Source organism: Actinomadura sp. B10D3 (genome assembly GCF_039871695.1).
Taxonomy (GTDB): domain Bacteria; phylum Actinomycetota; class Actinomycetes; order Streptosporangiales; family Streptosporangiaceae; genus Spirillospora; species Spirillospora madurae.
The window spans coordinates 44,972-64,816 of record NZ_JBDPLY010000041.1 but is presented as its reverse complement, the minus strand read 5'-3'; the positions used below and the strand labels follow the sequence as shown (position 1 = coordinate 64,816).

The window sequence follows — 19,845 nt, the reverse complement described above, 5'->3', positions numbered from 1 at the left end:
GGGGGGGGGGGGCGCGCCGCCCCCCCCCCCCCCCCGCCGTGATCACCGTCAGCCGGCGGAACACCCTGAGCGCGGTCTTGCGGTCCTCCGGAGGCAGCCGCGCGAGCACCTCGTCGGCCGTGCGCCGCACCGAGTCGCGGACCCGGCCCGACTCCTCGTAGCCGCGGACGGTGAGCCGGCCGTCCTCGCGCCTCTCCCACGTGTTGAGCAGCGCCTGCGACAGCAGCGGCAGGGCGCCGGGCTCGTAGCGGTCCTCGGCCGTGCGGCCCTCGCCCAGCTCGCTCAGGATCAGCTCCACCAGACCGGGCTCGATCTCCAGCCCGGCCGCCGCCGCGGGGCCGGTGACGGCCAGCCGCAGATCCGACTCCGTCATGGGCTCGACGATGACCTGGCCGTCCTGGATGGCCTCGGCGAACTGCGGATAGGCCGCGCACCGGTCCCAGTAGTCCGCGCGGACGCCGATCACCACCCCGGCGCGGCGCGGCCCCTCGGCCATGGCGTGCAGCGCCCGCACGAACGCCTGCCGCTCCCGCTCGTCGGGGACCAGGGTGAACAGCTCCTCGAACTGGTCGACCACCAGCACGAACCGGCCGTCCGGCGCATCGGGCCCGGTGCTCCCGGCCGGAAGGTGCCACGGGTCGTCGCGCAACCGCTCGTCCACCGCCTCGACCGGCCCGCCGAAGGCCCGCCCCCAGGCCTCCGCGAGCGCCCGCAGCGGCGTCGCGGTCGGCGTCATCAGCAGGCGCGGCCACAGCGCCGATCCGGCGAGCCGTACCGCGCCGTCCGCCAGCGCGGGCAGCAGCCCCGCCCGCAGCAGCGACGACTTCCCGACCCCCGAGGCGCCCGACACCAGGAGGATCGTCCCGCGCTCCTTCAGCCGCGGCCCCAGCCGGTCGACGAGATTGCGGGTCGCCTGCACGCGCCCGAAGAACACGTCGGTCCGCTCGGCCTCGAACGGCGCCAGACCTTGATATGGGCAGACGTCTCTTCTTTCATCGGGCCGCCGGGCTTCACCGTCCTTCAGCGGTGCCTGCGCCACGGTGCTTCCGTGATCACCATCGTCCACCTCGGCCATGCGCCTCATTCTCGCACCGCGCGCCGCCGCGTGATCGGGATCGTCCGATTCCGTCCGGACGCCGTCCGCGCCGGACCGGACGGGAGGGAGGATGCGAAACCACAGGTCAGCAAGCTGATCCGGGCTATCGCGGCCGTATTGGGACTGTCTTGATCCGTGCAATTCCGTGCGACGCCTGGCCCATGCCCAAGAGGCCGCGTTCGATGGACGCAGGTGGCGACCGCTCCTTGCCGGGCTCTCGCGAGCAGAAGGGGCGCCCGACCTTGCTCTCGCCCAGTCGAAGATCGGCGCCCCCGCCTCGGTGGCCGGCTACCTCGACGCGCCGGGCGTCTCCGCGGTGCGGGCCGGCCGGGCGGAGGGGTGAGGCCGTGACGCCGTCAGGTGCGGCGCGGGGTGACGAGGCCGGACTCGTAGGCGAAGACCACGAGCTGGGCGCGGTCCCTGGCGCGTAGCTTGGTCATCGCCCGGCTGACGTGGGTCTTCGCGGTCGTCGGGCTGATCACCATCTGCGCGGCGATCTCGTCGTTGGACAGGCCCCGGGCCACCAGCGCGGTGACCTCGCGCTCGCGGTTGGTCAGCACGCCGAGGACCTCGGGCGCGGGCTCGGGGCGGCGGGCGACGTACTCGCCGATCAGGCGGCGGGTGATCGCGGGGGACAGCAGCGCGTCGCCGCGGGCGGCGACCCGGACCCCCTGCACCAGGTCGGCGGGCTCGGTGTCCTTGACCATGAACCCGCAGGCGCCGGCGCGCAGCGCGTTGAAGACGTACTCGTCCAGGCCGTAGTTGGTGAGGATCACGACGTGGACGCCGCCCAGCCGCTCGTCGGCGACGATCCGCCGGGTCGCCTCGATGCCGTCCATCACCGGCATCTGGACGTCGACGAGGGCGACGTCCGGCCGGTGCTCGGCGGCGAGCGCGACGCCCTGCTCGCCGTCCGCGGCCTCGGCCACCACCTCGATGTCGTCCTCGATCTCCAGCAGGGCGCGGAAGCCGCCGCGGATGAGCGCCTGGTCGTCCACGAGCAGAACGCGGATCACGCCGATCCTCCGAGGGGCAGCTCGGCGCGGACGGTGAACCCGGACTCGGGACGGGGCTCGGCCCGCAGCCGGCCGCCGAGCGCCGTGACGCGCTCGCGCATGCCGAGCAGGCCCGTGCCGGGGACGGGCGGCGCGTCCGGGTCGGCCTTGCCCTGGTCGTCGATCCGCACGACGAGGTCCTTCTCCCGGTAGTCGATGACCACCTCCGCGGGCGCCCCGCCGGCGTGCCGGGACACGTTGGTGAGCGCCTCCTGGACGATCCGGTACGCGGCCCGGTCCACCTCGGCGGGCAGCGTGCGGGGCGTGCCGGAGACCGTCACCGTGACCGGGAGGCCGGTCGAGCGGGCCCGCTCCACCAGGTCGTCCAGCCGGTCGAGGCCGCTGGCCGCGGGCTCGTCCTCGGAGCGGTCGTGGTCGCGCAGGACCTCCAGGGTGGCGCGCAGCTCGCGCATCGCGTCGCTGCTGGCCTCCTGGATGGCCAGCAGCGCGGGGGGCACGTCCTCGCCCCGCCGGTGCGCCAGGTGGACGGCCACCCCCGCCTGGACCTTGATGATCGAGATGCTGTGGGTGAGGGAGTCGTGCAGCTCCCGGGCGATGCGCAGCCGCTCCTCGCCCGCGCGGCGCAGGGCCGCCTCCTCGCGGGTCCGCTCGGCCTCGGCGGCCCGCTGCTCGGCCTCCTCCAGGTACGCCTGCCGGTGCCGGGTCACCGTCGCCGCCACCCCGGCCGCGACGAACCAGCCGACCAGCAGCGAGGTGCTCTGGAAGTTCTGCCCGGCCCCCTCGGCGCCGGGCAGGTTCACCGCGAAGCCGGTCCCGAGGAAGACCAGGCTCGCCACCGCCGCCACCAGCTGGTGGCCGGCCCAGACCGCGGCGAACACCGCCACCATCACGGGATAGGCGACCGCCGGACCCGGCTGGAGGTGCGCCGCGACCGCGAGCATGCAGGCCGCGCTGGCGACCAGCGCCACCAGGGGCGCGCGGCGCCAGGCGACGAGCGCGAGCGACCCGGCGAGGACGCCCGCGAAGTCCAGCGCGCCCGCGTCCGGCGTGGAGAGCATGATGACCGACAGCAGGACGGCCATCCCCGCGGCGAGCAGACCGTCCTGGACGAGCGGCTGCAACCGGCCGATGAACCTCATCCGTGCAGATTAGAGCCTTTTCCGGGCTGAGTCCTCCGCAGCAGGTCGTAAGAGAGCACTACTCCCGGCGAAGTAGTCGCGCGTGCCGTACTCCCCGCGTGCCACGCGGAGATGTCTTCCCCCGCAGGACGACCGCGGGCCGGTCCGGAGACCACGATGTCCGCCATGACGGTCAAGGAATCGGTGGCCCGGAGCGAGGTCACCCGGACGGCCCCCCGGCCGGGGCTCACCCTCGCCGCGGTGGCCGTCGTGCAGTTCATGGTGTCGCTCGACCTGTCGGTGGTGAACGTCGGCCTGCCCCAGATCGCCACCGGGCTCGGGTTCGGCCCGGTGGGGCTGACCTGGGTGATCCACGCGTACGCGCTGACCTTCGGCGGGCTGCTCCTGCTGGGCGGCAAGGCCGCCGACCGGTACGGCCGCAAGCGGGTCCTGCTGCTCGGGCTCGGCCTGTTCGGCCTGGCGTCCTTCGCCGGAGGGTTCGCCCAGGAGCCCGGCCACCTGGTGGCCGCCCGTGCCGCGCAGGGGGTCGGGGCGGCCGCGCTGGCCCCGGCCGCGCTGGCGCTGCTCGCCGCGACGTTCCCCGGGGGCCGGGAACGCGTCCGGGCGTTCGGGGTCTGGAGCGCGACGAACGCCGCCGGCGGCGCCCTCGGCGTGCTGATCGGCGGCCTGCTCACCGAATACGCCGGCTGGCGCTGGGTGATGTTCGTCAACGTTCCGATGGCCGCCGTCGCGCTGGCCCTGGCATGGCGGGGCGTCGCCGCCGGTCCCCCGGCCGCCCGCGGGGGCAGCCCGGACGTCCTCGGCGCCGTCCTGGCGACGGCGGGCATGACCCTGCTGGTGTTCGGCGTCGTCCGCACCGACCAGTACGGGTGGACCACGCCGGTCACGCTGACGACCCTGGCGGCCGCCGCCGCGCTGCTGGCCGCGTTCGTCGCCGTCGAGCGGACCACCCGCCGCGATCCGCTGATCCGGCTCGGCCTGTTCGCCAACCGCTCGGTCACCGGCGCCAACACCTTCAACCTCCTGCTGGGCGCGGCGATGGCCTCGTCGTTCTACTTCATGTCCCTCTACCTGCAGCGGGTCCTCGGGACGGGGCCGGCGCTGACCGGGATCGAGTTCGTGCCGTTCGCGCTCGGCGTCGTCGCCGGATCGGTGCTGGCCGTCCGGCTCGGCTACCGGTTCCCGCCGCGGACCCTGCTGGTCATCGGCGGGCTGCTGACCGCGGCCGGATTCGCCTGGTTCGGGATGATCGACGCCGACGGCGCCTACCTCACCGACGCGCTGGGCCCGTCGCTGCTCGCCAGCGTCGGCTTCGGGCTCTGCCTGGCCCCGGTCGTCTCCACCGCCACCACGGGCGTCGCCGCCCACGAGACCGGCACCGCCTCCGCGCTGCTCAACAGCTCCCGGCAGATCGGGGCCTCGCTCGGGCTCGCCGGCCTCGGCACCGCCGCCCAGCACCGCACCGGCCGGGCCGTCACGCCCGAGGCGCTCAACGACGGGTACGCGCTCGGCATGATGCTCGGCGCCGGGCTGCTGATCGGCGCCGTCGTCATCGCCCTCACCGTCCTGCGGCGGACGGGCACCGCGCCGCAGCCCGAGCACCTCGCAACGGAGGCCCCGGCATGACCGTCACCGATGCCCACACCGATACCGGCCGCGGGGCCGGACCGGGCGTGGCGGGGCTGGTGCGGCCCTTCGCACCGGCGTTCGCCGCCGTCGTCATACTGCAGGTGCTCGGCGCCGTCGCGGGCCTGGCGCCGCTGCTCGCGGTCGTCGAGCTGGGACGCACCCTCCTCGCGCCCGGCCCGGTCGACCACGGCCACGTCCGGCTCGTCGTGGCCGCGGGCGCGGCCGGCCTGCTCGTCCGGCTGCTGTTCACGGCCGCGTCGTCCGGGATCGGGCACCTGCTCGACGGCCGGGTGCAGTTGGCGTTCCGCCGCCTGCTGGCCGCGCGGCTCGGGCGGGCCCCGATCGGCTGGCTCTCCCGGCGCCGGACCGGCGAGCTGGCGAAGGTCGTGGGGGAGGACGTGGCCGCCGTGCACCCGTTCATCGCCCACACCCCCGGCGAGATCATCTCCGCCTTCGTGGTGCCGCTGGTGGCGCTGGCCTACCTGTTCACCGTCGACTGGCGGCTCACGCTCATCACGCTGATCCCGGTGGGGCTGGCCGTGGCGCTGGTCCCGCTCATGATGACGCCGGCCCGGCTGCGCGAGCAGCGGGAGTTCGACGAGGCCATGGGCGGGATCGCGAACTCCGTCGTCGAGTTCGTGCAGGGCATCGCGGTGGTCAAGGCGTTCGGCGGAGGCCGGCGCGCCCACGACAGGTTCCTCCAAGCCGTGGACGGCTTCGTCGACCGCTTCTTCCGGATGGTCCGCGGCCTCGCCGGGATCGCCGCGGGGATGCAGGTGGCGCTGTCGCCGCCGTTCGTGCTGCTGGTCGTGCTGATCGGCGGGACGGCCCGGATCACGGGCGGCGCCATGCCCGCGGCCGACCTCCTGCCCTTCCTGCTGCTGGGGCTCGGGCTGACCGCCCCGGTGGAGGCGCTCGGCCACGGGTTCGACGACATGCAGACGGCCCGGCGCGCGGTCGGCCGGATCCGGGACGTGCTCGCGGTCGACCCGCTTCCGGAGCCCGCGCGTCCGGCCGTGCCGCGGGGGCACCGGGTGGAGCTGCGCGGCGTCCGGTTCGGGTACGACGCCGACCACGAGGTGCTGCGCGGGATAGACCTGGTGCTGGAGCCGGGGACGGTCACCGCGCTCGTGGGGCCGTCGGGCGGTGGGAAGTCCACACTGGTCCAGCTGCTGCCGCGGTTCTTCGACCCGACCCACGGCTCGGTCGTCCTGGGCGGTGCCGACCTGCGCGAGATCAGCGGCCGGGACCTCTACCGGACGGTCTCCTTCGTCTTCCAGGACGTCCACCTGCTGCGCGCGACGGTCGCCGACAACATCGCGCTGGCGGTCCCGCACGCCGGCCTCGACGCCGTCGTCCGCGCCGCCCGGCTGGCCGGCGTCCACGACCGGATCCTCGAACTGCCGCGCGGCTACGACACCGTGATCGGCGAGGAGGCCGGGCTGTCGGGCGGCGAGGCGCAGCGGATCTCGATCGCCCGCGCGCTGCTCGCCGACACGCCCGTCCTGGTGCTCGACGAGGCGACCGCCTTCGCCGACCCGCAGACGGAGCGGGCGCTCCGCCGCGCCTTGGAGTCGCTGGGGGACGACCGCACGATGCTGGTCATCGCCCATCGCCCGGAGACGGTCGCCGGCGCCGACGCCGTCGTGCTGCTGGAGGACGGGGTGATCGCCGAGCACGGCGCCCCCGCCGAACTGCTGGCGCGGGACGGAAGGTTCGCGGCCTTCTGGCGCGACCGCCGGTCCGCGGTCGCCGACGACGACGGCATCCCGCGAGGAGGGGAGCTCTGATGATCCGCCTGCTGCTGCGCGTCCTCGGACCGGAATACGCCCGTCCCGTGCGTCGCGCCCTGGCCCTGATGACGGCGACCGCGGTCCTGGAGGGCTTGTCCTACGCGCTGCTGATCCCCGTGCTGCGGGGGCTGTTCGGGAGCACGCCCGCGGACGCGCGGCCCTGGCTGGCCGCGTTCGGGGCGGTGGTCGCGGTCTACGCGGTGCTGCGCTACGTGAGCGACCTGTCCGGGTTCCGCGCCGCGACCACGCTGCTGCGCGGCACGTACCGCCGCCTCGGCGACCATCTGGCCCGGCTCCCGATCGGCTGGCACCGCCCGGGCCGCGTCGGGGAGGTGTCGGTCCTGGCCAGCCGCGGGGTGCTGCAGGCGATGAGCGTGATCGCCCACCTGCTGGCCCCGCTGGTCTCCGCCGGCGTGACCCCGCTGACGATCCTCGTCGTGATGCTCGCCTTCGACTGGCGGATGGGACTGGCGGCGCTGCTCGCCGTCCCGGTCGTGGCGGCGATCCAGGCCTGGACGGGACGGTCGATGGCCGCCGCCGACGCGGAGCGCGCCGAACTCGACCGGGAGGCCACCGGACGGGTCATCGAATATCTCCAGGCCCAGCCCGTCCTGCGCGCCGGCGGACGGACCACCGAACGCTTCGAGCTGCTCGACGGCTCGCTGCGCGACGTCGAGCGTGCGTCCCGCCGTCTCACGCTGTCGGCGCTGCCGGGGGCCCTGGGCCTGACGCTCGCGGTGCAGGCGATGTTCACCGTGCTGCTCGCCCTCGGCGCCTACCTCGCGCTCGGCGGGGACATCGGCGCGGCCGAGGTCCTGGCGATCCTCGTGCTCGCCGCCCGCTGCGCGGACCCGCTGCTGTCGCTGACCGAGATCGGGGGCCGGCTTCGCGCCGCGCGCACCGAACTGGCCAGGCTGGAGGAGGTGCTGCGCACCGAGCCGCTCCCGGAACCCTCCGAGCCGATCGTGCCGGCGCAGCACGACCTGGAGTTCGAGTCCGTCGTCTTCCGCCACGGGGACCGCACGGTCCTCGACGGCGTGTCGCTGTCCGTCCCGGCGGGGCGGCGGCTCGCCGTCGTCGGGCCGTCGGGCGCCGGCAAGAGCACCCTGCTCCAGCTCCTCGCGCGGTTCCACGACGTGGACGGCGGCGCGGTGCGCGTCGGCGGGGTGGACGTGCGCGACATCTCCACGGAGGAGCTGATGTCGCGGATCGCCATCGTCTTCCAGGACGTCTACCTCTTCGACGGCACGATCGAGGAGAACGTGCGGCTCGGGCGTCCGGACGCAACCGAGGCCGAGGTGCGCGCGGCGGCGGCAGCGGCGCGGCTGGACGAGGTGGTCGAGCGGCTGCCCGGCGGCTGGTCGGCGGACGTCGGCGAGGGCGGGGCCCTGCTCTCCGGCGGCGAGCGCCAGCGCGTCTCGATCGCGCGGGCGCTGCTGAAGGACGCGCCCATCGTCCTGCTGGACGAGGTGACCTCCGCGCTGGACCCGGTCAACGAGGCCGCCGTCCACGAGGGGATCGAGCACCTCATGGCCGGCCGGACCGTCGTGATGGTGGCGCACCGGCTCCGCACCGTCCGGCGAGCCGACCGCATCGCCTTCCTGGACGACGGCCGGATCGCCGAGGAGGGCGACCACGACGACCTGCTGCTCCGCGGCGGCCGCTACGCCGATTTCTGGAACCTGACCCTGTCACCGGCGGCGGAATCACCGGCGGCCGGCGACTGATCTGCTCAGATCTCGCGCAGGCGGCGGGCCACCTGCTCGGGGAGGGTGTCGGTGACGAAGGCGCCCATGCCCGACTCGGAGCCGGCGAGGTACTTCAGCTTGTCCGCGGAGCGCCGTATCGAGAAGAGCTGAAGATGCAGGTAGGCGAGGTCGTCGGGGTCGTCCACCGGCGCCTGGTGCCACGCCGAGATGTAGGGGAGGGGCTTGTCGTACAGCCGGTCGAGGCGCGCGAGCAGATCCAGGTAGATGGTCACCAGCGCGTCGCGTTCCGCGCCGTCGAGGTCGGGGATGGACTTCACCCTGCGGAGGGGGTAGAGGTGCACCTCCATCGGCCAGCGCGCCGCCGCCGGGACGAACGCCGTCCAGTGCTCGTTCTCGGCGACGACGCGGATGCCGGACCGGCGTTCGGCGTCGAGGACGTCGGTGTGCAGGTCGCCGCCGGTCCGCCGGCGGTGGCGCGCCGCCGCCCGGAGCATGCGCGACGTCCGCGGGGTCGTGAACGGGTAGGCGTAGATCTGCCCGTGCGGATGGGACAGGGTCACGCCGATCTCCTCCCCGCGGCTCTCGAAGCAGAACACCTGCTCGACGCCCTTGACGCGGGACAGCGCCAGCGTGCGGTCCGCCCACACGTCGACCACCAGCCGCGCGTGGCCGGGCGCGAGGTCGGCGAACCTGCGGGAGTGGTCGCTGGAGAAGCAGACCACCTCGCAGCGGCCGACGGCCGGGCGGACGTCCACCAGCGGATGGTCGACGGCGGCGCCGTCCAGGACCGCGCCGGTCGACAGGCTCGGGAAGCGATTCTCGAAGACCACGACGTCGTAGTCGTCCGCGGCGATCTCCGTGCGGCGCCCGTCCGCTGAGGGGCAGAGCGGGCACTCGTCGTCGGGTGGCAGGAACGTGCGGTCCTGCCGGTGCGACGCCATCATGACCCACTCTTCGAGCAGCGGGTCCCAGCGCATCTGCGCGGCCGTGCTCACCGGCGGCAGCGTCCGCGTGTCGGTCCGCTCCCGCCGCGCACCGGCGCCGAGGTCGAAGTAGATCAGCTCCCGCCCGTCGGCGAGCGTCGTGGCGGTCTTGTGCGGCGTCATGCTTCCTCGTGACGGGTGGCGGCGACCGTGCGGAACCCGGCGTTCCCCATGGACGAGTCCGGTGTGTTCGAGGAGCGGGCGGCGTTGCGGTACCGGTTGCAGTAGGAGTCGTGGCAGAGATAGGAGCCGCCGCGCAGCACCCTCGCCGTGCCGCGGTCGGGGCCGCGCGGGTCCTCGGCCGGCGAGGTCCGGTAGTAGGCGGGGTCGAACCAGTCGGAGCACCATTCCCAGACGTTGCCGACCGTCTGCCAGAGCCCGTGGCCGTTGGGCTCGAAGGAGCGCACCGGCGCGGTGGTCTCCCAGCCGTCCTCGGCGGTGTTGCGCACCGGGAACTCGCCCTGCCAGATGTTGGTGCGCCACACGCCGTCCGGCATCAGCTCGTCCCCCCAGGGGAACCGGGCACCGGTGAGGCCGCCCCGGGAGGCGCACTCCCACTCGGCCTCGGTGGGCAGTCTCCGCCCGCTCCAGGCGCAGTAGGCGACCGCGTCGTCCCAGCTCACGTGGACGACCGGGTGGTCGTCCAGCCCTTCGAGGTCGCTGAACCGCCCGCCCGGGTGCCGCCAGGACGCGCCGCGGACGCCGAGCCACCAGGGCGCGCCGGCGGCCCGGCCCAGCACGTCCTCGGGTGGGGCCGCGAGCGCCAGGTGGAACACGGCGGAGAAGCCGTGCGACTCCGCGTCGGTGACGTAGCCGGTGGCGTCGACGAACGCCGCGAAGGCGCTGTTGGTCACCGCGGTGGCGTCGATGGTGAACGGCCCGACGCGGACCTCGTGCACCGGGACCTCGCCGTCCGCCGGATCGCCGTCGCCGTGGTGGTCGCCCATGAGGAACCGGCCGCCCGGCACGAGGCACTGCTCGGCGGGCGGGGGCACCGGATCCGCTTCCGGGCCGATCTCCCGGTGCTCGCGGGGGCCGTCGTGCACGAGGGTGGGTGCGCAGCACGGCGTCTCCCGGCGGGGTCGGCCGGCCGCGCCGGTCATCGCTCGGCCTTCTGGTAGGTGGCCTCGTCCAGACCGCTCAGCGTGGGGTCGTACGCGACCTCGCCGACGTCGTACATGGACGTCATCCAGTGGTAGAAGTTGTCGCCTCGCTCGCGGAGCACCGTGTAGAGGCGGCGCATCATGGCCGCGCGGACGTCCCGCATCTCCGGCTGCTCGTACCGGTTCAGCAGCTCGTCCGGGTCCGTCTCCAGGTCGTAGAGCTCGTTGACCGAGTCGGGGTTCACCACCAGCTTGTACCGGTCCGTGCGGAGCATCCGCTGGGGATAGGGGAAGTGGTGCCCATGGAACTCGCACACGATGTCGTCGTCCCACTCGGCGTCCTCGCCGCCGAGCAGGGGCAGCAGGCTGCGCGAGTCGACGGCCGTCTTGGGGTCGAGGCCCGCGAGGTCGAGGATCGTCGCGGTGCAGTCGAGCAGGCTCACGAACTCGTCGCGGACCACGCCGCCGGGCCGGCCCGGCACCCGCAGCAGGCCCGGCGTGCGGTAGATGTCCTCGTACATCGCCGGCCCCTTGTCGTGCAGCCGGTGCGCGCCGGTGAACTCGCCGTGGTCGCAGGTGAAGAACACCGCGGTGTCGCCGGCGAGGCCGAGCCGCCGCATCGCGTCCATGACCCGGCCGATCTGCCGGTCGATGAGCGCGACGTATCCCCAGTAGACGGCGATCAGCTTGCGCGTGGTCTCGATCGGCATGGTGTCGAACGTCCAGTGGGCGCTGTAGTTCCGCTGGACCGGCGGCTTGCCCTGGAAGGTCTCCGCGACCGACCGCGGCAGCTCGATGCCGGACGGGTCGACGAGGTCGAAGTACTCGTCCGGCAGGATGTACGGCAGGTGGGGCCCGAAGAAGTGCAGGGCCAGGAAGAACGGCTTCTCCTGGTCCCGCACGTCGGCGGCGTACCGTTCGAGCGTCTCGATCGCCCGGGTGGCGAGGTAGTGCTCGAACGTCGCCTCCACGGGCTGGTGCAGCCGGGCGGCGAGCAGGTTCCCGGGGCCGCCGTTCGGCAGCGTGCCGCGGATCCGGTCGGAGATCTCGTACGGGGGCAGGTCGTGCTCGGCGAGGTAGGCCAGGTAGTCGGGATGGTCGACGGGGTTGTGCCAGCCGGGCAGGTCGGGCCCGTCGAAGCCGAAGTCGCGGGCGGTCTTCTCGGTGCCGACATGCCACTTGCCGATCAGGCCGCAGTTGTAGCCCTTCTCCCGCAGCGCCTGCGAGAACGTGAACTGCCCGTCGGCGAGGTCCTCGATGTAGCCGACGTTGCGCTCGTGGTTGGCGAGCAGCTTGTGCCGGAACGGCGCCTGCCCGGTGAGCAGGCTGGCCCGCGCCGGGGTGCAGATCGCGGTCGGCGTGTACCACCGGTCGAACCGGGTGCCGCTCCGGGCCAGCTCGTCCAGGACGGGCGTCGCGGCCTGCGGGTTGCCGTACGCGCCGAGGGTGTCCGCCCGGTGCTGATCCGTCATGAGGAAGAGGATGTTCGCCGGGCTCGTCACTTGGCGCCCGCCGTGAAGAGGTCGCCCGTGTAGTAGGTCTTCGGGTCGACGGGCGACTTCAGCTTGCCCGCGCCGACGAAGTAGCCGTTCATCCCCGTGAGCCACTTGCCGATGGTGCCGTCGTTGGTCATCCTGTCGAGCTCGTCGACCGATAGGACCTTGACGTTGGCGGCGTCGGCCTTCACCTGGTCGACCGGCACCTTCAGCATCTTCGCGGTGAGCTCGATCGACTCGTCCATGTGGGCCGTCCGGTACTGCATGGCCTCGCGCAGCGCCGCGATCATCTTCGTGGCCTTGTCCTTCTCACCGGAGACGAACTTGTTGCCCGCGACGAACGCGGTCGGGAAGGCCATCTGCGACTCGAAGTCGGAGTTCTTGGCCAGCTCGGTGAGGCCGGGGACCCGCTTCTTGATCGTCGCGATGGCCGGGTACCAGAAGCCCGCGGCGTCGATCTTCTTGGACGAGAAGGCCGACACGATGGTCGAGGCGTCCATGTTGACCACCTTGACGTCCTTCTTCGTGAGGCCCGCCTTCCTGAGCGCGAGGGTGAGGATCATGTCGCCCGACGTGCCCTCGGGCACCCCGACGGTCTTGCCCCGCAGCTGCGCCAGGGACGCGGTGCCGCTCTGCGCGATCACCCGGTCGGCGTTGCCGAGGGTGTTGAGCGCGATGATCTTCGCCTGGCCGGAGGCCGGCAGCCAGAACGCGCCGGGGCCGATGTACCCGACGTCCAGGTCGCCCGTGCCGAGCGCCTGGATCTGCAGCGGGCCGTTGGTGAACACCTTGGCCTTGACGTCGAGGCCGTGCTTCTCCCAGATCTTCTGGTCCTCGGCGACGGCGAGCAGGCTGGTGCCGTTGTAGTCGGCGATGTAGCCGAAGTCGACCTCCGCCTTGCCTCCACCGCCGCCGGAGCCGGAGCCGCAGGCGGAGAGCGCCAGCACGGCGGCCAGGCCGACGGCGGTCGGGGCCGGGATTCTGCGTGACAGTGACATGTCCGTCCCTCGGAGATCAGGCCGTTGTCGATGACGGCACGGGGTGCTTTGAGTCGGCGGCCGTGCGGCCGTCCTGGTGGTAGACGGAGTGCCAGACGCGGTTGCGCAGCGCGGCGAACTCCGTGCTGAGCCGGAACTCCTCGGAGCGCGGGTAGGGGAGGTCGACCTCGATCACGTCGTAGACGCGGCCGGGGTCGGCGGCCATCACGATGACGCGGTTGGCGAGGAAGACCGCCTCGTCGACGTCGTGGGTGATGAACAGGACGGTGCGCTGCTCCTTGCTCCAGGTGTCGAGCAACTGCTCCTGGAGCTTCACGCGGGTGAGCGCGTCCAGCGCGCCGAACGGCTCGTCCATCAGGAGGATCGAGGGGTTCACGGCGTACGCGCGGGCGATCGCGCACCGCTGCCGCATCCCGCCGGACAGCATCTTGGGCAGCGCGTCGGCGAACTGCTCCAGCCCGACCATCTCGATGAAGCGCTGGGCACGCTCGCGGCGCTCCGCCTTCGGCACGCGCGCCGTCTTCAGCCCGAACTCGATGTTCTTGCGGACGGTCAGCCAGGGGAACAGCGCGTACTGCTGGAAGATGACACCGCGCTCGGGGCCGGGTCCGGAGACGGCCGAGCCGTCCACGAGGGCCTGCCCCTCCGTGGGCTCCTCCAGGCCGGCGAGGATGTTGAGCAGCGTGCTCTTGCCGCATCCGGACGGGCCGACCACGGTGACGAACTCGTTGTCCGCGATGTCGAGCGACACGCGGTCCAGCGCGGTGAAGGAGTCCTTGCCGAGCGCGAAGGTCTTGCTGACGCCCTGGACGGAGATCTTCGGCGAGGTGGTCATCGGCGCTCCTGCCATCCGGTGAGCCTGCGTTCGGCCAGCAGGAGCACCCGGTCCATGAGCAGGCCGAGGATCCCGATGGTGATGAGCCCGACGAAGATCGTGGGCAGGTCGTAGTAGAGCTGCGCGTTCTGCATCCGGAAGCCGAGGCCCTCCTGCGCGGCGATGAGCTCGGCGGCGACCAGCGTCGCCCACGCCGAGCCGAGCCCGACCCGCATGCCGACGAGGATGAACGGGGTCGAGGCCGGCACCACCACCCGCAGGAAGATCCCGGCGTCCCCGGTGCCGAGGACGCGGGCCGCGTTGATCAGGGTGCGGTCGACGTCCACCACGCCCTGGAACGTCGAGATGACGCAGACGAGGAACGCCGCCAGGAAGATGACGAAGATCTTCGGTGTCTCGCCGATGCCCATCAGCACGATGGCGAGCGGGATGATGGCGAGCGGCGGGATGGTGCGGAAGAACTGCACCCAGGGTTCGACGAGGCCGCGGACGAGGCCGTACCACCCCATGAGGAACCCGACCGGGATCGCCAGGCCCGTCCCGAGGGCGAACCCGGCGAGGACGCGGCCCAGGCTGGCGAGGACGTCCTTCTGGAGCGTTCCGTCCGAGAGGAGCGTGCCCGCCTGCGACACCACCTCGGCCGGCGTCGGGAGGGTGAAGCCCGCCGCGGCGAGCCCCCACCACAGGGCGATGCCGAACCCGACGGACACGCCGTTCAGCAGCAGGGAGACCCCTCGCCGTCGCGGCCCCGTCCTCGCACCGGCACGGCCGCGGCCGGCCGCGGCGTCCGCGCCGCTCCGGCCCGTCCGGGCGCTCTGGTCACTGAGCACGGCCATGGCCCACTCCTCTGTTCGCTGTCTTCGGTGCGCGCTCCACCTGTGCGCGCTCAGGTGCACGCTCGGCCTGTGCGCGCTCGACCCGTCCGCGCTCGATCGGCCCGGAGCCGCCGGGACCCGCCTCGGCGGCCTCCGGATAGGCCGCCAGCAGCGGCGAGCTGTGAAAGAGCGCGGCGAGGGCGCCGAGCGCGCCGTCGTCGTCGGAGAGCTCGGCCCGGCGCACGACCGGCCGGGGGGCGCCGGGGAAGTGCCCGGCCGCGATGGTGGCCGCGGCCTGTTCGAGCAGCGCGGGCGCCACCCGGGTGATCTCCCCGCCGATGACGACGTCCGAAGGGTTGAGGATCAGGGACGCCTCGCCCAGCACCCGGCCGACGGCGGTCCCGGCGGCGTGCAGCACCCGGTCGGCGACCGGGTCGCGCCGCTCGACCGCGGCGGCCAGGCCGCCGAGGTCCTCGACCGCGAGACCCTGCTCCCGGCAGGTCCGCAGGATGGCGGGGACGGACGCGAGGGTCTCCACGCAGCCCCGCTTGCCGCAGCGGCAGTCCAGCCCGTCCGGGTCGGCCGTGATGTGGCCCAGCTCCCCGGCCAGCCCCGACGAACCGGTGACCAGCCGCCCGCCGACCACCAGCCCACCGCCGACCCCGTCGGAGATCCGCAGGTAGAGAAGGTCGTCGACGGACCCGTGGCCGAAGACGACCTCCGCGAGCGCGGCCAGCCGGGTGTTGTTGTCCACGATGACCGGTGCCCCGAACCGCGCCGCGAACGCGGCCTGCGCCGCCGCCTCGGGCGCGCCGTCGGCCGCCGGTTCGTGCGGAGCCGCCACGAGCACGCCCGGGCTCGGGCGGTACGGCCCGGGAACCCCGATGCCGATGCCCTGCAGCGCCCCGTAGTGCACGCCGGACTCGGCGCTGAGGCGGTCGATGAGCTGGAACGCCAGGTCGAGCCGGACCGGCCACGGCGCGTCGTCGTACCGGTGCGACCCGGACACGACGATCTCGTGGGAGGCGTCCGCGACCGCCAGGCGCACCCGCCGGTGCCCGAAGTCGACGCCCATGAACTGCCCGGAGGCGGGGTCCAGGGCGAGCCGCTCGGCCGGCCGGCCGCTGCCCTCCCGCCTGTCCGCGTCGGTGTCGACCACCACGATGGCGCCGCGCTGCAGCAGGCTGCCGGTGATCTCGGAGAGGGTGGTGCGGGACAGCCCGACGGCGAGGGCGATCTGCCCGCGGCTCATCGCGCCGTGCTCGCGCAGGACGCGCAGGACGCGCTCCTCGTGGGTGCGTCTCACCAGCGCATGCACTCCGGCCGACGTCGTCATGCGGCAACGCTGACAGCGGGCAATTTTTCCGTCAACACTCCGACAGAAAGATCCTCGCGTTTCCGAACCGGTGCCGGCACCGGTCGCGCCACGCGTCCAACGACCTTTCTGTCGCCTGTTCACCGACGGAATGAGTCTCTATAACGTCTCCTCCCAGCCGGGCCACCGGGGTCCTGCGCGACGAACGAGGAGTGAGTGATGACCAGCTCCGAACACGGTTTGCACCTCGGCCGGCGGTCCCTGCTGATCGGTGCCGCAGGCTCCCTCGCGGCGGCCGCGCTGCCCGCGACCGCCGCCGCCGTACAGGCGTCCCCCGCGGAGTCCGTGTCCAAGCGGCGGTACCCGCCGAACTGGCCCGACCCCGAGCCCTACGGCCTCGCCGACACCCGGCAGGACCTGTGGCCACGCCGCGACAACTCCTTCGTCCTGCCGCTTGAGCTGCGCCCCCGGGACAGAGAGCGCGGCGTGGTCTGGATGCGCGACACCTACGTCAACTGCTTCGTCGTCAAGGGACGCCCGCTCTACGTCGCCACCGGGACCTCGCGCGTTCCCGGACTCGACCGGGCCGCCCCGTGGAACGACGGCATCTTCGTGTGGGTGTCGCCTTCGCTGCGAGGGCCGTGGCGGCTGGTCGACACCACCAGGGTCCGGCCGGGCGCCGAGAAGGGGAAGGTGTGGTCGCCCGAGTTCGTCGGCGAGAACCGGCCCGGACGCATGGTCGTCGCGCCGTGGCAGGAGTACTGGTACGACGACAGGTTCGGTAAGCGCGGCGAGGTCTGGGCGCCCGAGCTGCACTACTTCCGCGGAAGGTGGTACATCGTCGCGTGCATGGGCGACCACTCCCGCAAGGTCGGCTCGTTCATGCTGGTGAGCGAGGGCGGGATCGAAGGCCCGTACCGTCTGGTCGAGGGGAACCACGACAAGCCGTTCGGCGACTCCTTCATCGGCGGACCGAACTTCATCGAACCCGGCGCCTACCACCACATCGACGGCGGCCTCTTCGCCGAGAACGGCGACGCGTGGCTCGTCCTGCACAACGACCTCTACGCGAAGTTCCGCGACGACATGGAGGACATCGTCCCGACGACCGACCTCCCGAGGTTCCAGCAGACGCCCTACTCGCCCGAGCCGTACCTCGAAGGCGCCTACGTCTTCAAGTTCCAGGGCAGGTACTACCTCCTGCACGCCGCGTGGGACCGGACGTCGGCCAATCCCGACGGCAGCACCCGCTACGCGTACGACCCGCCCGGCCCCGGCCGCACGCAGTACCAGTACGACGTGATCGTCGCCGTCTCGGACGCCTTCGAGGGCCCCTACTCGGAGCGGTGGACCGCGGGCGTCGGCGCCGGCCACAACAACTTCTTCACCGACGCCGCCGGGCGGCCCTGGTCGACGTTCTTCCGCAACCCGAACGCCGGCTACTGGGCCGACCCGGCGCGCGTCGCCGACGCGGCCGTGCCCGGGGTGGTCCGGTTGGAATGGACCGGCCCCGAGGGCGGGCGCCTGTACGTCCAGCGCCGCGACCAGGGCCGTGCGATCGATGGTTGACGATCGCTCGCGGCCTCGGAGCCGACGCGTCCCGCGTCACCGCCTCGTCACCCGGATCCTCACGATCGCCGGTGTCCTCGCCGCCCTGACCGCCTGCTCGCTCGGCTCATCCGCGGCCGGTGACGCGGGCGGCGGGGTCGAGCCGCTCCCCGCGCTCGGCGCGCTCGGCGCCAACTACAACGAGAACCTCGACCAGCTGAACTACCGGGAGCTGCGCGAGGCACGCGCCGGCTGGGTTCGCGGCTTCTATGCCCTGCCCGAGGCGGACCAGGTCCCGCCGGCGCGGAGCGACGCCATCCGGGTGATCCGCGGTGCTCACGACCGGGGGTTCCGCACCCTGCTCAGCCTGAAGTTCCCCATGTCGGGGACCCCGTTCCCCCAGCCCGGCGGTTCGGAGATGGCAGCCGAGCTCAAGCGGCTGGACAGCGTGCTGCCGCTCGTGCTCGGGACGGCCGACGTGATCACCATCGGCAACGAGCCGTTCATCGAGAGCCTGCCGGCCCAGCGTGACGAGCGGCTCAACCGGTTCTACGAGACCGTCGCGCGCCATGTCATCGAGACCCGGGCCGAACTCTGCGGCGCGGACTGCCCCACCCACCTGTTCATGGGGGCGCTGAACCGGCTGGACCTCCCTCAGAACCGGACCCCGGCCGTCGAGCGGTACCTCGCCTTCGCGCGCGGGACGCCCGAGATCGAGGGCGTCGACCTTCATCCGCACGTTCCCGACGAGGCTCGGATCCAGGACTTCCTGGACTACACCCTGCCGCGGCTTCGCCCTGGCCAGACCTTCCTGGTCACCGAGTTCTCACTGGTCTGGCACTGGCAGAAGCACATGACCGACCGGATACCGGCCGCCTTCGCCCGTCGCTACGACTACGCCTCCGGCACCCAGGTCTGGCAGGTCATCGGCGAAGCGATCGAACGTCCCTTCCCTGCGCGCAAGTGGAACGAACTTCTCGCCCAGAGCCCCTGGTTCGAGTCCAAGAAACACATGCTGCGGGACGAGATGGCGCGGTTCCGGAGTACCGGCCGGCTGGCCGTGGCGACATACGGCTTCCGCCAGATTCCCTCCATGACGGCCGGCTGGAGCGCGACCAAGCCGCCCTGGCTGCTCAACAGCGTGTTCGCCACGCTGACGGTGCGGCACCGCGACCAGGCCATGTCGACGCCGGGCTACGCCTGGATCGGCGATTTCCGCCGCTTGCAGTGACCGCGGCCCGTCCACCTGTCGAGGACCCGGTGACCTGACGGCCCTGACGGGTCAGGCGAGGTCGTAGCGGTCGAGGTTCATGATCTTGTCCCATGCGGCGACGAAGTCCCGGACGAACTCCACCTTCGCGTCGTCGCCGGCGTAGACCTCCGCGACCGCGCGCAGCTCGGCGTTGGCCCCGAAGACGAGGTCGGCCCGGCCGGCGGTCCACCGGACGGCGCCGGACGCGTCGCGGCCCTCGTAGACCTCGGAATCCTCGGACGTCCGCTTCCACACCGTGCCCATGTCGAGCAGGTTGACGAAGAAGTCGTTCGTCAGCGTCCCGGGGGCGTCGGTGAAGACGCCCAGGGACGACCGCTTGTGGTTCGCGCCGAGGACGCGCAGGCCGCCGAGGAGGACCGTCATCTCGGGCACGCTCAGGGTGAGCAGGTTCGCCCTGTCGACGAGGAGGAACTCGCCCGGCAGCATGTTGCCCTTCGCGAGATAGTTGCGGAACCCGTCGTGCGTCGGCTCCATCACCTCGAACGACTCCACGTCGGTCTGCTCCTGCGACGCGTCGGTGCGTCCCGGCGTGAAGGGCACCTCGATGTCGTGGCCCGCGTCCCTGGCGGCCTGCTCGACCGCGGCGCACCCGCCGAGGACGATGAGGTCGGCCAGGGAGATCCGCCTGCCGCCGGTCTGCCCGGCGTTGAACTCCTCCTGGACCCGCTCCAGGGTGCGCAGCACGGTGGCCAGCTCGTCGGGGTCGTTGACCTGCCAGCTCCGCTGCGGCTCCAGCCGGATGCGGGCGCCGTTGGCGCCGCCGCGCTTGTCGGTGCCGCGGAACGACGAGGCCGACGCCCACGCGGTGGCGACCAGCTGCGACACCGACAGGCCGGTGCCGAGGATCTGCTCCTTGAGGTCGGCGATGTCGGCGGCGTCGACGAGCTCGTGGTCCACCGGCGGGACGGGGTCCTGCCAGATCAGCGTCTCGGACGGGACCTCCGGGCCGAGGTAGCGCTGGATCGGGCCCATGTCGCGGTGGGTCAGCTTGAACCACGCGCGCGCGAAGGCGTCCGCGAACTCCTCGGGGTCGTCCTTTCTGCACCGCGGCCAGCGGCTTCTCCAGTTCCCGTTCGCCGCTGTAGCGCTCGTCGTCG

General features: G+C 72.8%; 16 protein-coding genes and 1 pseudogene. 6 read left to right on the top strand and 11 right to left on the bottom strand.

The genetic code is table 11. The features are described 5' to 3' along the window. A partial coding sequence (locus ABGB11_RS38860) for an ATP-binding protein (protein WP_347640514.1) occupies window positions 1-1,039 on the bottom strand: 1,039 nt, incomplete at its 3' end. A 9-nt stretch (window positions 1,040-1,048) separates the two neighbouring features. On the opposite strand from ABGB11_RS38860, the gene ABGB11_RS38855 reads away from it, so the two are divergent. Continuing rightward, window positions 1,049-1,228 (top strand): hypothetical protein, encoded by a 180-nt coding sequence (locus ABGB11_RS38855; RefSeq protein WP_347640513.1) that lies wholly within the window; start codon window positions 1,049-1,051, stop codon window positions 1,226-1,228. Window positions 1,229-1,452: 224 nt separating this feature from the next. Here ABGB11_RS38855 and ABGB11_RS38850 read toward each other — a convergent pair whose 3' ends face one another. Beyond that, a complete protein-coding gene (locus ABGB11_RS38850; protein ID WP_347640512.1) occupies window positions 1,453-2,112 on the bottom strand; it encodes a response regulator transcription factor in 660 nt (219 codons plus the stop codon). Continuing rightward, window positions 2,109-3,251: a sensor histidine kinase gene (locus ABGB11_RS38845; protein WP_347640511.1), complete on the bottom strand. Its 1,143-nt coding sequence runs from the start codon at window positions 3,249-3,251 to the stop codon at window positions 2,109-2,111. The genes ABGB11_RS38850 and ABGB11_RS38845 overlap by 4 nt, the downstream gene beginning before the upstream one ends. A 165-nt stretch (window positions 3,252-3,416) precedes the next feature. Between ABGB11_RS38845 and ABGB11_RS38840 the strand changes: the two genes are divergently transcribed. From ABGB11_RS38840 to ABGB11_RS38830, 3 genes are read left to right on the top strand one after another with little or no spacing between them, the layout of a single operon-like run. Further along, window positions 3,417-4,877, top strand: a complete 1,461-nt coding sequence (locus ABGB11_RS38840) for an MFS transporter (RefSeq protein ID WP_347640510.1) — start codon at window positions 3,417-3,419, stop codon at window positions 4,875-4,877. Beyond that, the gene (locus tag ABGB11_RS38835; RefSeq protein ID WP_347640509.1) at window positions 4,874-6,670 is read left to right on the top strand and encodes an ABC transporter ATP-binding protein; all 1,797 of its coding nucleotides are present in this window, start codon (window positions 4,874-4,876) and stop codon (window positions 6,668-6,670) included. Before ABGB11_RS38840 ends, ABGB11_RS38835 begins: the two co-directional genes overlap by 4 nt. Next, a complete protein-coding gene (locus ABGB11_RS38830; protein WP_347640508.1) occupies window positions 6,670-8,400 on the top strand; it encodes an ABC transporter ATP-binding protein in 1,731 nt (576 codons plus the stop codon). Before ABGB11_RS38835 ends, ABGB11_RS38830 begins: the two co-directional genes overlap by 1 nt. Window positions 8,401-8,405: 5 nt before the next feature. Here the strand turns inward: ABGB11_RS38830 and galT are convergent, their stop codons facing one another. From galT to ABGB11_RS38795, 7 genes are read right to left on the bottom strand one after another with little or no spacing between them, the layout of a single operon-like run. After that, window positions 8,406-9,488, bottom strand: coding sequence for a galactose-1-phosphate uridylyltransferase (galT, locus tag ABGB11_RS38825; protein WP_347640507.1), 1,083 nt, complete (start codon window positions 9,486-9,488; stop codon window positions 8,406-8,408). Then, window positions 9,485-10,468 (bottom strand): formylglycine-generating enzyme family protein, encoded by a 984-nt coding sequence (locus tag ABGB11_RS38820; protein ID WP_347640506.1) that lies wholly within the window; start codon window positions 10,466-10,468, stop codon window positions 9,485-9,487. The genes galT and ABGB11_RS38820 overlap by 4 nt, the downstream gene beginning before the upstream one ends. After that, window positions 10,465-11,970 (bottom strand): sulfatase-like hydrolase/transferase, encoded by a 1,506-nt coding sequence (locus ABGB11_RS38815; protein ID WP_347640505.1) that lies wholly within the window; start codon window positions 11,968-11,970, stop codon window positions 10,465-10,467. The genes ABGB11_RS38820 and ABGB11_RS38815 overlap by 4 nt, the downstream gene beginning before the upstream one ends. Next, window positions 11,967-12,962, bottom strand: coding sequence for an aliphatic sulfonate ABC transporter substrate-binding protein (locus ABGB11_RS38810; protein ID WP_347640504.1), 996 nt, complete (start codon window positions 12,960-12,962; stop codon window positions 11,967-11,969). The genes ABGB11_RS38815 and ABGB11_RS38810 overlap by 4 nt, the downstream gene beginning before the upstream one ends. A gap of 16 nt (window positions 12,963-12,978) precedes the next feature. Then, entirely contained in the window at window positions 12,979-13,797 is an 819-nt protein-coding gene (locus tag ABGB11_RS38805) for an ABC transporter ATP-binding protein (RefSeq protein WP_347640503.1), read from the bottom strand. Further along, a complete protein-coding gene (locus ABGB11_RS38800; RefSeq protein WP_347640502.1) occupies window positions 13,794-14,633 on the bottom strand; it encodes an ABC transporter permease in 840 nt (279 codons plus the stop codon). The genes ABGB11_RS38805 and ABGB11_RS38800 overlap by 4 nt, the downstream gene beginning before the upstream one ends. Beyond that, complete coding sequence (locus ABGB11_RS38795; protein WP_347640501.1) at window positions 14,617-15,948, bottom strand: ROK family transcriptional regulator; 1,332 nt, start codon at window positions 15,946-15,948, stop codon at window positions 14,617-14,619. Before ABGB11_RS38795 ends, ABGB11_RS38800 begins: the two co-directional genes overlap by 17 nt. Before the next feature lie 198 nt (window positions 15,949-16,146). On the opposite strand from ABGB11_RS38795, the gene ABGB11_RS38790 reads away from it, so the two are divergent. After that, entirely contained in the window at window positions 16,147-17,496 is a 1,350-nt protein-coding gene (locus tag ABGB11_RS38790) for a family 43 glycosylhydrolase (protein WP_347640500.1), read from the top strand. Continuing rightward, entirely contained in the window at window positions 17,489-18,706 is a 1,218-nt protein-coding gene (locus tag ABGB11_RS38785) for a hypothetical protein (protein ID WP_347640499.1), read from the top strand. The genes ABGB11_RS38790 and ABGB11_RS38785 overlap by 8 nt, the downstream gene beginning before the upstream one ends. Window positions 18,707-18,757: 51 nt before the next feature. Here the strand turns inward: ABGB11_RS38785 and ABGB11_RS38780 are convergent. Next, window positions 18,758-19,783, bottom strand: a pseudogene (locus ABGB11_RS38780) (peroxidase family protein); the annotation flags it as partial. Between the last annotated feature and the right edge of the window lie 62 nt (window positions 19,784-19,845).